This window comes from Gluconobacter roseus NBRC 3990, assembly GCF_006538885.1.
Classification (GTDB): domain Bacteria; phylum Pseudomonadota; class Alphaproteobacteria; order Acetobacterales; family Acetobacteraceae; genus Gluconobacter; species Gluconobacter roseus.
Map to the genome: position 1 here is coordinate 42464 of NZ_BJLY01000001.1, position 13787 is coordinate 56250.

Below are 13787 nucleotides of genomic sequence, written 5' to 3' on the forward strand. Positions count from 1 at the left end.
CATATTTCATGCCTCAGAAACGCATCGACTGAAAACATACTGTTTCAGCGGACCGCTTCCGAAAGGAAAATGAGCATATCCCCTGTTAATGCGAATTATTCTCATATAAGTTCACATCGATCCTGTTACGGGATGTAACCAACACACGACCATTCGAGAGCGCATGTGATGCAGACAGGGAATAATCCGGGTTCTTTTTCCCGCCCGTTGCCGGAAAGCCGGAACGGGGTCGCATCATTTTCCTCGATGAACCGTCCGGGAACGCGGTTCAGAAAAACCCTGTACGCCATCGCATTGCTGTCTGGCGGCTGGGAGGAGGCAATTGCCCAGATTACTCCCGCTGCTCTGCCAGTCTCGAAGCATGAGCACGGTAAGGCATCTTCAGAGAGAAAATCCCCATCCTCCGTGCCTCACAAAGCCAAGGCGGATGACAGTCTCCCCGGCAGTGTCGAGCAGCTTCTGGTGCATGGACATCGCCCGACAGCATCTACGGATGGGACAGGCACCTATACGGTCCGGGCGGTTTCCACGACGCGGATGCTGCTGCGGCCGGAAGATGTGCCGCAGTCGATTTCCGTCCTGAGCACGCAGCAGATGAAGGACCAGAATCTTTTTACGGTCGATAACGCGCTCAAGCAGGTCGCGGGCGTCAATGTGAACCTTTACGGTGATGGAACAGCCGGTTTTACATCCCGTGGTTTCCAGCTTGCGGCCCAGTATGATGGTTCGCCCGCAACCGGTGGCCTCCAGCTTGGCCAGCAGTTCGATCTTTCAATCTACGACCGGATCGAGGTTCTGCGCGGTCCCGACGGCGTGTTGCAGGGTTCGAGCGCACCGGGCGGCAGTGTCAATTTCGTGCACAAGCGCCCGACCGAGACCTTTCAGGGCAATGCGTCTTTCAGTGCCGGTTCATGGAACAATTACCATGCCACGGTTGATCTCGGCGGCCCGATCGGGAACTCGAAGATCGTTTCTGCCCGTCTCGTGATGTCCGGAACCGATCGCGATTTCTTCTATAAAAACGCCTATGACCGTCGCTGGACGATCTATGGGGTTACGGACATCCATATCGACCGCCGCACAACCCTTACGGTCTCTGTCACGTCGCAGTCCAATGACACGACGCGCTACATGGGTCTGCCGCGTCTGGCCGGAACCGGAGCGGACCTCAACCTGCCACGCAACACGTATATCGGGTCGGACTGGAACAAGAGCCAGGTGCCCACGACGGAAGTGATGGGCCAGATTGAGCGGCGTTTCGGCATGGGATGGGTTGGACGTATCACTGGCCGGCACAGGACAGCCGATACCAACCTGCAATACAGCTATATCAACGCCTACACGGCCAGCGCTAGGACTGCGAACTATGTTGCTGCACGCTCCATCTATGGTGAGACCAACGATGGTGTGGATGGCTACCTGACCGGCCCGCTGCATCTGCTGAACCGGACGCACACGCTCATGATCGGCGCGAACTACAATCGCTACGTTTATGAAGGTGGCGGGGCGAGCGTCAATTCGCGCACCAATGCGACTTTGGCCGGTCTGCCGATCGGTGACTACAGCGCGATTTCAAATACCATCCTCCCGTCCATCAAAAGCCGCAGCTGGGAGCCGACCGAGCAGTGGGGCGTGTATGGGCAGGGGCGCTTTCAGCTCATGCCGAGTATTTTCCTGACGCTGGGCGGGCGTATCAGCGGCTATGTGCAGAAATCTCGTGATCTGGTGCCGGGTGCAGTCACCGAGACCTCCATCAACCAGCAGGGTATCCTCACGCCTTATGCCGCGCTGGTCTATCACGTCCTGCCGCATATCACGCTTTATGCCAGCTACACCGACACCTTCAGCCCGCAATCGGCCTATGGCGCTGACGGGCGCCAGCTCGATCCGGTGCGCGGAGGACAGCTTGAAGGAGGCATGAAGGGAGCGCTGTTCAACCAGATGCTCAGCTTCACGATGGCAGGGTATAAAATCGTCCAGCGCAATGATGCCATCGCCAACAGCGATCTGGACCCCACCTGCGGCCCGAGCCATGCCGAGACCTGCTACGTCGCAGCGGGCAAGACCCGTAGTCAGGGCGCAGAAGTTGAAGTGATCGGTCGCCCGCTGCCGGGATGGGATATCAACGCCAGCTATACCTATAACGACAACCGCATCGTCGATAATGGTACGCCCACGAGTGCCGGACTGGCCTATGCTGCGAACTCGCCGCACCATCTGTGGAAACTCTGGACGCATTACCGCATCGAACCTTACAGGGGCGCGCAGAAGAATGTCTGGAGCATCGGCGGCGGCATCAACGCGCAGAGCGGCACATTCGGAAGCAATCGCCTCGTGACACAGCCCGGCTATATCACGGCATCTGCTCAGGTTGGCTACCAGTGGAACCGTTATCTGGCACTGACCATGAACCTCAACAACATCTCAAACACGCGCTATTATCAGCGGCTCGGAAATTTCTATTACTACAATTACTACGGCGAACCCCGGAACTTCATGTTTACCCTCCGCTCGAATTTCTGATGGCTTCTGAAGTCCCGACACAGACGCCATCTTGTCGTTCCACATCGCGCCCAGCTTCGCCAACCCGGCGATGGATCTGGCGCGCCCTGCTGGGTTTTGCACTGGCTTGGATGGCGGCGCATTTCATCACGTTGGGGTCGCCGAAATGGGGGCCGGGCGCGCGACATGACGCGACGATCTTCGGGCAGATGATTGCCATCGCCGTGTTTCCCATTCTCCTGCTGATCGCTGTTGGAACACGCAGCCCGTTACGCGGTGGCCTCATCGCGGGTGCAGTCTGTCTGATCGCCGCTCTGGCTGTTGTGCTGAGTCCTTGATGCAGGATACGCTCCGAACCCGGATGGGGTGGCTTCACGCATGGGTCGGCTTTGCTGCGGGCCTCGTGCTGTTCTGTGTTTTCGCAACCGGCTGTCTGGCCATGTTCGATACCGAACTGACGCGCTGGTGCCAGCCGGAAGCTCCTCCGCAGACCGATACGTTTTCTCCCCGCTCACTGGATCGTCTGCTTCCGGACGTGCAGGACCTGATCGCGCAGGGCGAAAAGCCCTTCATAACCCTGCCTTCGCTGCGGGACCCCTATCTGCGTCTCCAGCATCATGACGGGTACGAGTTTCTTACCGTTCCCTACAACCCGCAGACCGGAGAACGTCTCGCAGCCCGCGTCACGGTGGGCGGGACCTTCTTCTATAACCTGCATTATACGATGCGGACCGGGATCTATGGCGAGACCCTGATTGCTCTCGCAGGGCTTGCGCTGCTGGTCACGATCGGGTCCGGCGTCATCATCCATCTAAAGGGACTGGTTTCCGACCTAACGCTTCTGCGTCCCTTCGCGTCCCGACTGCGGGCCTGGCTGGATGTGCATGTGGTGGCGAGCGTGCCGTTCCTGCCTTTCATTGTCCTGATGGCTTATAGCGGAACCTTCATCCGTGCACGGACCCTTTTCCCGCCAGTGTCCTATACGGCTTCCATTGAAAACGTATTCCGGACGCCGGCACCCTCTGTCCCTGAAACGCCGGAAAAACAGCCTGCTCCACCCTCCCGGCCATTTCCGCCGCTGGCTCCCATCCTGTCGGAAGCTGAACGGACACTCGGCACCGGACAGGTCGGGTTTATCCTGTTCCTCTCCCAGAGCATCCTTGTGTCGAGAACTGATGCGTCCGGCCCGCTCCTGACCCGCGAACACGTCGACTTTAGCCCCGTAGATGGCCATGTCCTGCGCCACGTTCTGTTGCCTAGTCCGATTACCCATACGCAGCAGGTGCTCGATGGTCTGCATTATGCCCGGTGGACTGGGTATGGAATGCGTTGGCTGTATTTCCTGTCCGGAGTGATGGGGGCGATCATGTTCGCCAGCGGGTCGGTCATTTTCCTCATGAAACGCCGCCGTCAGTCCGGGCGAAAGATCATGTTCCGCATTGCGGAAGGTCTGGCAATCGGCAGTATCGTTGGCTTTCTGATGGCGACAGTGGCGTTCTTCTGGGCCAATCGGCTTTTGCCGATAGCGCTGCATGACCGTCCTTTTGCAGAAGGATATGTCTTTCTGGCTGTCTGGGTTCTCAGCATGGTTGCCGGTCTGGGATGGAGCGGTTTGCACCGCCCGTTTCAGGGCTGGAAAATCCAGCTGTTCTGTCTGGGCACGCTGGGATTTTTTCTGACGCCGCTGGATCTTGCAACCCGTCCGGGCGCCAGCCTTTTCCATGCTCCAACAGTTTTTGCTGCAACAGATCTCGTGGCACTTTTGGTTGCTCTTGTCTCGTTTCAGATGGCACGACGGCTGTGACCATTTTTGTCTGCACCCTGCTGTGGAGCCTGAGCCTGCTTCTTCAGGCATTGCACGAACCCAAGATGCTGCGGATCGCTCACCTGCAACGACCCGCCTTCCTAAAACCGGTAAGATGGACACGCTTTGCCTTGCCCGTACTGGCTCTGATGCTCTGCTTTCTGGAGCGTGCTTCTACGGCTGTTCTGGTCTGGGCCGCGACATTTTCGTTGGCTGCAGTGCTGGTCGCGTTGGGATGGTCAGCGCTGGCGCGTTACAGGGAATATTTTTCGATGGGTGCCAGAAAGAATCTATGAATCTCCGGAGCCTTTACTGGTCAGGGCTGAAGAGACTGCTTCTTCCGCCCAGGGGAAATGCACTACACGATCTCTTCCAGTCTGTTTGGCAGCGTAGAGAGCACTGTCAGCCCGGGCGAGAAGTTCCGTCCGGGGAATTCCGATACCGGGACACAGCGCGGCGCCGATACTGAGCGTCGCCATGACGGCGCCACCTCCGATCATGCGAGTTTCCGTTGCAAAGGCCTTTTTAAGATGTTCCGCAGTCGCAAGCATTTCATCAGGGCTATCACACTGGAAGACGACGACAAATTCATCCCCGCCAATGCGAAAAAGAATTGTCGTGGGGTAGAGGATGTCGGCACAAACACGTCCCATGGCGGTAATGATCTGATCTCCGACCGCGTGACCATGGGCGTCATTGATGGACTTAAAGTGATCGATATCGACCATGAGCAACGCTTCGTGGGTGCAGACCTTTTGATCATTGTCCAGCCAGGCCTGAAAGGCCCTGCGATTGCTGCCCCCCGAGAGAGGATCCTGCAGAATCAGTTCCTGTTGCTGGAAGGCAAGCTGTTCCCAGGGGATTGCAATCATCGCCAGTGCAAACAGCGCCACTTCAATGACTGCAAGGAAATTATAGCTCGTTACTGCCCATACAGTGGCCGGAGCCGCGCCCAGAGGGGCTGGCATCCACAGGACAAATGGTACGAGAAAAAGATGGAAGCCTGCGTAGATGCGTAGCAGTCGCAGCAGACTGCGTCTTGCGGGTGTCATGATCCTGACGTTCTGTTGCAGATCACGTGCTGCGAAAATATGGAAAGCTGCAATGACTGCCAGACGAAAGCCTGTGCTGACGACATGGAGCAGGCCGGTCGGTCCGGCGAGAATCGAAAGCAGGAAAGACGCACTACAGGCGAGCAGCAGTACTGGAAGCTGCACCTGACAGCCCAGCATGACACGCAGGGCCTGCCATCCGGCCCCATAGGCCAGGGTCATGGACAGAGCACCCAGCCGCAGCGCCCACAAGCCCGGCAGAAGAGTCGGGATAATGAAAAACAGACCGGACAATGATCCCAGAAGAAACGGTGCCGCATACCAGATGATACGCGCCCATCGCCTGCCGGGAAGTTCAGACAGGATGAAATGGACACCCAGAAGCAGGAAAATAACCGCGCTGCATCCGAGCAGAGTAGGGGGATCAGGAGTCATTGATGGAGCATGGGCTATTGAACAGGCTGTAAAGGCCACTCCCGTATAAAGCTGGCAGACGGATTTCGATTCCTCGCAACACCATCAAGACATCCTCAGCTTACTTCCGGGTTAATGGCATTTTTCGGGCTACCTCATTTCCGGATACGTCAGCCAAAGAGATGACGGACCAGCCATGCCCCGGCATAAGGGCATTTCTGTCATTTTTCATCCAGTTGAGTCGAATGCATCCTGAGAATTTCCCTTCTGAAACGGTCATGCTCTGAAAATGACTCGTCTTTTTCCTCTCTGGGCCATTCTGGTGTCCGGCTTCGCCCTTTCTCTGCCCGGACCGTTCCTGACGCTAGTTCCTGTCATCACGCCGCTTCTGGCCTTCGTCATGTTCACGATGGGTGTTTCCCTGACGCCTGCCGATTTCGGCCGGATCCTGCGTCGTCCCGCACCGGTTCTGGCGGGCGTGGGGCTGCATTATCTCGTCATGCCGCTTGCCGCCTGGGGGATTGCGCATCTGCTGTCCATGCCATCCGCGCTGGCCACGGGCATGGTGCTGGTCGGCTGCGTGTCGAGCGGCACGGCTTCGAATGTCATGATCTATCTGTCGCGCGGGGACGTGGCGCTTTCCGTCAGCATCAGCGCTTTCTCCACCCTCGTCGGGATTGTCGCAACGCCGCTTCTGGTACGGTTCTATGTGTCTACTGGTGTGGCCGTGGATAGCTGGGCATTGTTCCGCAGTATCCTGACGATGGTGGCGCTTCCCGTGCTGGCAGGGGTTACGCTCAATACGTTGTGCCATCGCGCAGTGAAGCGGGTGGAGCCCGCGCTCCCGCTGGTGGCCATGGTGTCGATCCTGCTCATCATCGGGGCGATCGTCGCCGGTGTGGGGCCATCTCTGAAAGAGGCCGGTCCGGTCATGCTGCTGGCGGTCATTCTGCATAACGGGATCGGTCTGCTGGGGGGCTACTGGGGCGGACGACTGCTCGGTTTTGATGAAAGCATCTGCCGCACGCTGGCGCTGGAAGTGGGAATGCAGAATTCGGGCCTCGCCGCGACACTGGGGCGTCTCTATTTCTCGCCGCTGGCAGCGCTGCCGGGAGCGGTTTTTTCCATCTGGCACAACGTCTCGGGGTCCATTCTGGCGTCGCTGTGGGCGTCGCGGCCTATCGTGCGGAAAGACCCGTCGTGTTGACGAGGAATACCATGTCAGTGGCGCGCGTCACCGCCACATAGCAGAGCTGCTGCGTCTCCAGCGGGTTCTGCCGGGCGCGGCGGCCGATATCGCCGAGATCCACGAACACGTTCTTGAACGTGCTGCCCTGTGCTGTATGGACCGTCATGGCATAGATCGCCTGAAGCTGGAGCAGGGCATTGTGAAACGCGAAACGATGGCTCCAGCGCCGATGCTGCTGCTTCGCTTCCTGCACCAGACGCCGGTCCACAGCATCCAGATCCTTCTGGTTCTGCACGATATGGCCGGTGATTTCCTCGCCCGCCATCGTCAGCAGCGTCACTTCCCATGAGGCAAGATCCGCGACCCAGGCTGGCACGTCCTTGCAGAGCTCGAACTTGTAGGAAAGCCGCCCGGGTTTGATGTCCATGACGAGGACTTCCTCATTCGTGGCAATCGCCTGACGCGGGCCGCCTTCTTCCTGCTGGACGGAAAACGGCGCGCGCGACACGACCCGTTCGCCGGGCATGAAAGGCGTCGGCGTCTCGCCGCCATAGCGCCAGAGCCGGACCATCCGGTTGATCTGATGCACGCGCGCATTCGTCCAGCACAGATAGCGGCACCAGTCGTTGTCTTCGGCGAAGGCATCAGACAGGAACGCTTTGCGCACCCAGCTTTCCACATCCTTGGGCAGAAACAGGCCCGTCTGCTCCTGACGCGCATCGCGGACCCAGCTCCAGTCGGCGTCACCGCCCTGGCTCTGGCGGATGATGGTCGCGGCTTCGAGGATCGGATTACCCGCCGCCTGCCGCACGACGGTTTCCAGGTGGGAGCGCGAGGGCACGGAAAAGGACGGGGATGCAGCCTCTCCCACGGGTGGAAGCTGTGCAGGATCGCCCACGAACAGCACGAAGCAGTAACGCAGAAGATCGCGGATCCAGTTCATCAGCTCCGCGGAGAGCATCGAGCATTCATCAACGATCACAATGCCATCGGCAATCGTCTGCGGCCGCTTGGAACGCACGAGGGTCGTGGTCGTGCCCTGCGAGGACGGCTGAAGGCTCAGCAGGCTCTGGATAGTCCGGCAGTCAACGTCCCGATCGACCTTTGAGCGCAGGACGGCGGTGGCCTTGTGGGTAGGCGCCGTGATGACGACCACCTTCTTTTCGGCCATGAAATGCCGGGCGACGGCCTGCATCAGCGTCGTCTTGCCGCTACCCGCATATCCCGTCAGAAGATGCGTCGGCCGTCCTGCGGCATGTGCGGCAATGATTTCATCAAGTGCCTGCTGCTGGGAGGGGGTGAGCATGACCATGAGCGGCTTTTCTCATATTTTCCCGACACATGCCATTGCCTCGCCAGCAGAACCCGGCACAGTCTCAGCCGGGAAAAGCAGGAAGAAAGCCGGACTTATGGACGCAAAATCGAATGCCATTTTCTGGCAGGAAAAATAGGAGCGCGGCGAGACGGGCTTTCACGAAACGCAGGCCAATCCGCTCCTGACCCGTCATATCGCGGCTCTGGATCTTCCGGCGGGAGCGCAGATTTTCGTCCCTCTGTGCGGCATGAGCCAGGATATGGTCTGGCTCGCGGGGCAGGGCTATCACGTGACCGGATGTGAGCTAAGCGATATCGCCGTGCACCGGTTCTTCAGCGACCTCGGCATCACGCCCGACATTGTGGATGCAGGGCCATTACGCTGTTTTTCTACCGGGACCATCCGTATTTTCGCAGGCAATATTTTCGACCTGACGCCTGATCTGCTCGGCCCGATGGATGGCATCTATGACCGCGCCGCACTGATCGCCCTGCCGGAGGACCTGCGCCGGGCCTATGCGGTGCATCTCCTGTTCCTGACCGGTCCGGTTCCCGAACTTCTCGTGACGCTGGATTACGATCAGTCCTGCCTGAAAGGACCGCCTTTTTCCGTCGACGAGGCGTTCCTGCGTGAATGCTATGGTCAGACCTATGCTTTCACGCTTCTGGAAAGCCGGGCGGTCGAAGGCGGCTTGAAAGGCCGCTGCCCGGCGTCCGAAAACGTCTGGCGTTTCAGCCCACTTCCGCCTTCGTCCTGACCGTTACTCCGCGGCGGCGGCTTCCGCACCCATACGGGTCTTGTCCACAAAGCCCTCTGTCGCATCGTCGAGCGCGCGCGTCCGGCGACCACCCGGGCCGTGGACGTAGAGCGCCTTGCGGTCGATCTTGTCCACGACGTCCGGCTGGACCGGCATTTCATAGCGCGGCTTGCGCATATGGTCGGAGAGCTGGAGCTTCGGATTGAAGACCGAATTGAACTTCCAAAGCATCTTCACGAAGTTCGTCTGTCCGTGCAGCAGCAAACGTGTCGCAATCCCGACCGTGCCCTTCAGCGCTTCCCAGCCCATGTGCTTGGTGTTCAGCACCTGCTGCGTCTTGACCAGTTCCTTGTAGAACTCGGGCAGAGGCAGGGTGGTCGGCAGAACAGCGTGTTGGATGTCGAACAGGCGATAATCGCGCGTCGTCAGGCGGCGGGCCTCGCGGTGCCAGATCTCGGTGCCGGGATAGGGCGTCGTGACGGAGATGTTCACGATATCCGGGATTTCGAGACACCACTGACGCACGGCTTCGAACCGTTCGCGGGTCCAGGACGGATCGGCGATGATATTGATCGCAACCGTCAGACCGAGCGAACGGGCATATTCCAGAGCCTCGAAATTGGCATCCAGCGAGACGCGCTTGCGGAACTGCTTAAGCCCTTCCTCATCCACGGCTTCAAGCCCGATGAAGATGTAGGTCAGCCCGATTTCGCTCCAGGTCTTGAAAACTTCCTTGTTGCGCAGAAGCACGTCCGCGCGGGTTTCAAGATAGTATTCCTTCTTGATCCCGCGCTTCTTGATTTCGTCCGCGATGGCCATGCCATGTTCCTGATGGACGAAGGCCACGTCATCAACGATGAAGATGCCCGGCTCTTTCAGTGCCTCAAGCTCGTCAGCAATCACCTGCGGGCTGACGGTCCGGTAGGAGCGGCCATAGAACGTCCAGGCACTGCAGAACGTGCAGTCCCACGGGCAGCCACGGGCAAATTCGATGGAAGCCGCCGGGTCCAGCGTACCGATGAAATACTTGTTGCGGTGATGCAGCAGGTCACGCGCCGGGCGGACGGTATCGAGGCTTTTCACGAAGATCGGCGGCGGCCCTTCGCCATCCACCGTGATGGCACCGGGAACCTTCAGCAGGTCTGTTTTCTTTTCGATGGCTTCCAGCAGCAGGCCGACGGTCGCGTCGCCTTCACCCTTCAGGATGCAGTCGATGGCACCTTCGGAAAGCTGAAGCACGTCAGGTGCAATGAAGGACACCGAATGACCGCCCACGAAGATGAACTTCCCGGGCATCCGCTGTTTCGTTTCCTTGCACAGGTCGAGGATCTCGGGAATGTTCGCCAGATAGCTTCCTGAAAAACAGATCGCATCCGGTTTGAAGTCAGCGAGACGCTTCCAGTAGTCTTCATGGCTCTCGACCTGGAGATCGATGATCTGAACGTCATGTCCTTCATTGCGTGCAGCGCCCGCAACAAGTTCAAGCCCAAGTGGTTCCAGCCGCAGGAACACGCGCGTGTACATCAGGGCACTTGGGTGAACGGCCAGAAGTTTCATGAAGCGATCCCATTCTCTTGCGGCTTATCTGGTCACGACTGTGACGACATGACATCGTGAGACATAGGCCTTCACTTTCCAGCAATCAAACGACACACCGATCCGGCACATGCCCGCAAGACTGTCATGCGATGGGAAACGTCGTGAAGTCCGGATGGATGCAAGCGACGGCATCCCCGGAAAACCTGCACTCTCCACCAGGCAGGCAGAATCAGGCATGTCGAGAAAATCATGGTTTTCACGACTGCGTGAACTGTTGTGAAAAAGAGGAGAAGCGGAGCGGGACTCTTCTGGCTCTACCTTTGCGATCAGGCATCATGGAGCGGGACAATGCCCGGTCGAGAAATCCTTTTGGATTTCCCGGAAGATTTTCAAAATGGGAAAATCTCTCAGGCTCGAAAGCCTGAGAGACGAGCATCAGAAAGCGGCTGAGACCGTTCCGAAGAACATGCGGGGTGCGGTCGGGTAGCCAGTATAGGTGCTGGCATCGCCCGCAGAGATCGAGGACCAGGAGCGGGCATTCGTCAGGTTGCTGGCGTTGAACTGGAGCTTGAGGCTGTTCATGTGCGGGATGTGGCGGAACGTGTAGCTGGAGCTGAAGGCGAGCTGCACGCGCGGCGGCACCATGACGCTGTTGGTGATCGTGCCCGGACGGACGCCCATATAGCTGCCGCTGAACTGGGCATTGAAGCCGCCCTGATTGTAGTTGACGGCGAACTTGTCGGACCAGGCCGGAATGGCCGGAACCTTCTTGCCCTGCGTGGCATACAGTGTCGCACCATCCATGAAGTCGTTGCCGTAGATGCTGCTGACATAGGACACGGCATCATAGATCGAGAAATGCGGCCCGAAACGCAGCGTAAAGGACATATCCATGCCGTTCGTCGAGACACTGCCAAGGTTCGCCACCGTATTGCCGACGCCCGAAATGCCCTGACCCGGTGGGGAGATGGTGCCGAGGCGGTTATAGAAATCGACGTGATAATATTCGAGCTGCCCGCTGATCCCGGTCAGGATCCGCGTGTTGATCGGATGGCTGGTGCGGATGCCGGTTTCATACGTCCATGAGGATTCCGGTTTGCCGCTGCGCTTGAACTTCTCGAAATCCGCCTGATTGGACACCGCCCAGGGAGAAGTCGAGCCATATCCGGTGGAGGCAAAGGAGTTCATATTCTCCTGGATATTGGCAAAAAGCTGCTCATGCTGCGTGAAATTCCACAGCGCACCGAAGGCCGGCAGGAATGGATTGAAAGACGGGATCGTGCCGCCCGCGATGGTCTGGGTGCTGGTATCAACGATCGTTTTCGCGCCCTTTACCGACGAGGCCAGAGACTGCGGCAGGGCAGCAATCGGCAGCGTGCCATTCGTATACACCAGTTCGGACTTGAAACCCGCCGTCAGTGTCAGGCGCGGCGTAACCTTCCAGCTGTCCTGAAGATGCGTAACGAACGTGTTGGTGTAAAAATTGTTCTGCCACTGGGTAAAGAGCGGGTTGGTGGGGCGTTCATAAGGCGTCAGGGTATTGGTGGCGGTCAGCGGATACCAGCGCCGGGCCTGCATGTTGTTGTTGCGCTCATACCAGCCGCCCAGTTCGATATTGTGATGGCCAAGCCGGTAATGCAGCGTACTGGTCAGACCACCGCGATAGTCGCTGTATTCCGTGGTGCGAACGGCAAAAGCCGTGCCACCCGTGGCATCCCAGACCTTCGGATCAATACCTGCAACACTGTAGGTGAACTGGCCATTCTTGATGTATTTCGTGCCAGTCGGATCGAGATACGTACCCAGAATGGTCAGGATTGCATTCGTGCGGATGGATGTCGCCACCACACCTGCACCGTCGTCATAATGGAAGTAAAGCTGGTTATCCCAGTTCAGGTTCGGGCTGAACCGGTGGGAAATCTTCAGATAGGTCAGGTAGTCAGTCCGCTGGGCGGCGGAGAAGTAATACTTGTTATTCGGCGTTGCCGGACCGGCCTTTGTTGAGCTTTCAGCAGGATACCCCGCAGTAGCGGCATTCAGGTCCGGATAGAAGGCGCCGCGGGCATAAAGATCCGTCGGGGCAGTCAGACCCTGTGTGTTCGGCTCTGCCTTGTTCTGCCAGTCAAAATAGACGGTGATGGTTGTGTTTTCGCCCTTGTGAACGAATTTTCCGTTCACCTGATAGCCGCCCTGCCGATTGGCGGGACCGAGGTTCCAAGGGCGGGCATCCTGACGGGAGAACGCCATATAAGCCGAATTGCCGTTGCCGAAATTGCCCGTATCAACGCGCGCGAATGTTCTGAATGTGGAATAGCTTCCGAAGGTCTGGTTGATTGTGGCACCAGCCTTCTGCTTCGGATCGCGCGTGGTGAACTCGATCGTCCCGCCCAGATTGCTGGTTGAGGCCGTACCCAGCGCACCCGCACCAGAGGACAGGGACGTCGATCCGATGTCCTCACTGATGGCCGCGCGCTGCGGGGACAGGCCGTTATAGTTGCCGTAAGCCCCGGCGCCGAGCGGCACGCCGTCCATCGTGTAGCCGAGCTGGTTCTGGTTGAAGCCGTGGACGTAAATGCTGGAGTTCTGCTCGTTATTGCCCCAGGGATCGACGTTGGTGAACGTCACGCCCGGCAGCAGGTCCAGCGCCTGCATCGGGCTCTGGCCTGGCATGAGCGTCTGCATTTCGTCACCGCTGACACTCATGACCGAACGTGTGCGGTGGCCGGTTGCGACGATCTGCTCGATCTCATGCGCCTGCGTTTCACGCAGGCGCTGCGGCTTTGGGCGCGCGGACGTGTCCTTGCGGATAATGACGCCGCCATCCGGCATGGCCTCGGCCTTCAGTCCGCTACCGCGCAGCAGACGCTTGACGGCTTCATTCGGCGACAGGGTGCCGTTCAGAGCCGGGGCACGGAGATGGGCTACCGCATCGGGTGTGAAGATGATGTTGCGGCCAGTCTGTTGCCCCAGTGTCACGAGGGCCTGCCCCATGGGCTGTGCTGCGATATGCACGTTGGAGGCGGGGGCAGCGAAGGCGCTGGACAGCGTCTGCGTCAGAATGGTCGCGCCTGCCGACAGAAGCAGAACGGTGCGGCGGGGGTAACGGGTGGGCGGGGTCATGGGGCTCGTTTCCTGTCGTCGGGCCTGAATGCGGTCTCGACAGGAAGACAGATGAAAAATCGAAAACCTCAGCGCGGTGCAGCGGTTTTCATCGA

Annotated in this window: 11 protein-coding genes and 1 pseudogene; 7 read left to right on the forward strand and 5 right to left on the reverse strand. The window is 58.7% G+C overall.

Going from position 1 to position 13787, the window contains the following annotated elements:
* The first annotated feature begins 168 nt into the window (after positions 1–168).
* From GRO01_RS00135 to GRO01_RS00150, 4 genes are read left to right on the forward strand one after another with little or no spacing between them, the layout of a single operon-like run.
* Positions 169–2523, forward strand: a complete 2355-nt coding sequence (locus GRO01_RS00135) for a TonB-dependent siderophore receptor (RefSeq protein WP_244926358.1) — start codon at positions 169–171, stop codon at positions 2521–2523.
* Positions 2523–2840, forward strand: coding sequence for a hypothetical protein (locus GRO01_RS00140; protein WP_231490006.1), 318 nt, complete (start codon positions 2523–2525; stop codon positions 2838–2840). Before GRO01_RS00135 ends, GRO01_RS00140 begins: the two co-directional genes overlap by 1 nt.
* A complete protein-coding gene (locus GRO01_RS00145; RefSeq protein ID WP_062506946.1) occupies positions 2840–4306 on the forward strand; it encodes a PepSY-associated TM helix domain-containing protein in 1467 nt (488 codons plus the stop codon). Before GRO01_RS00140 ends, GRO01_RS00145 begins: the two co-directional genes overlap by 1 nt.
* The gene (locus GRO01_RS00150) at positions 4303–4602 is read left to right on the forward strand and encodes a hypothetical protein (protein ID WP_062506948.1); all 300 of its coding nucleotides are present in this window, start codon (positions 4303–4305) and stop codon (positions 4600–4602) included. The genes GRO01_RS00145 and GRO01_RS00150 overlap by 4 nt, the downstream gene beginning before the upstream one ends.
* Here the strand turns inward: GRO01_RS00150 and GRO01_RS00155 are convergent.
* The gene (locus tag GRO01_RS00155; RefSeq protein ID WP_062506950.1) at positions 4597–5793 is read right to left on the reverse strand and encodes a GGDEF domain-containing protein; all 1197 of its coding nucleotides are present in this window, start codon (positions 5791–5793) and stop codon (positions 4597–4599) included. The genes GRO01_RS00150 and GRO01_RS00155 overlap by 6 nt on opposite strands.
* 268 nt (positions 5794–6061) lie before the next feature.
* Between GRO01_RS00155 and panS the strand changes: the two genes are divergently transcribed.
* Positions 6062–6979 (forward strand): ketopantoate/pantoate/pantothenate transporter PanS, encoded by a 918-nt coding sequence (gene panS / locus GRO01_RS00160; RefSeq protein WP_062506952.1) that lies wholly within the window; start codon positions 6062–6064, stop codon positions 6977–6979.
* Here the strand turns inward: panS and GRO01_RS00165 are convergent.
* The gene (locus GRO01_RS00165; protein WP_062506954.1) at positions 6951–8273 is read right to left on the reverse strand and encodes an ATP-dependent DNA helicase; all 1323 of its coding nucleotides are present in this window, start codon (positions 8271–8273) and stop codon (positions 6951–6953) included. The genes panS and GRO01_RS00165 overlap by 29 nt on opposite strands.
* Between GRO01_RS00165 and GRO01_RS13760 the strand changes: the two genes are divergently transcribed.
* Both GRO01_RS13760 and tmpT read left to right on the forward strand, forming a co-directional pair.
* The gene (locus tag GRO01_RS13760; protein ID WP_307722786.1) at positions 8266–8412 is read left to right on the forward strand and encodes a hypothetical protein; all 147 of its coding nucleotides are present in this window, start codon (positions 8266–8268) and stop codon (positions 8410–8412) included. The two genes, GRO01_RS00165 and GRO01_RS13760, sit on opposite strands and share 8 nt — an antisense overlap.
* A gap of 15 nt (positions 8413–8427) precedes the next feature.
* A pseudogene (gene tmpT / locus GRO01_RS00170) lies at positions 8428–9033 on the forward strand (thiopurine S-methyltransferase); the annotation flags it as partial.
* 3 nt (positions 9034–9036) lie between these two features.
* Here tmpT and hpnR read toward each other — a convergent pair.
* The 3 genes from hpnR to GRO01_RS00185 form a co-directional block, all read right to left on the reverse strand.
* On the reverse strand, positions 9037–10590 hold the full coding sequence (gene hpnR, locus GRO01_RS00175; protein WP_062506956.1) for a hopanoid C-3 methylase HpnR: 1554 nt from the start codon (positions 10588–10590) through the stop codon (positions 9037–9039).
* Between the two features lie 24 nt (positions 10591–10614).
* Entirely contained in the window at positions 10615–10809 is a 195-nt protein-coding gene (locus GRO01_RS00180; RefSeq protein WP_141306701.1) for a hypothetical protein, read from the reverse strand.
* A gap of 198 nt (positions 10810–11007) precedes the next feature.
* Positions 11008–13692, reverse strand: coding sequence for a TonB-dependent receptor plug domain-containing protein (locus GRO01_RS00185; protein ID WP_141306703.1), 2685 nt, complete (start codon positions 13690–13692; stop codon positions 11008–11010).
* Positions 13693–13787: the final 95 nt, after the last annotated feature.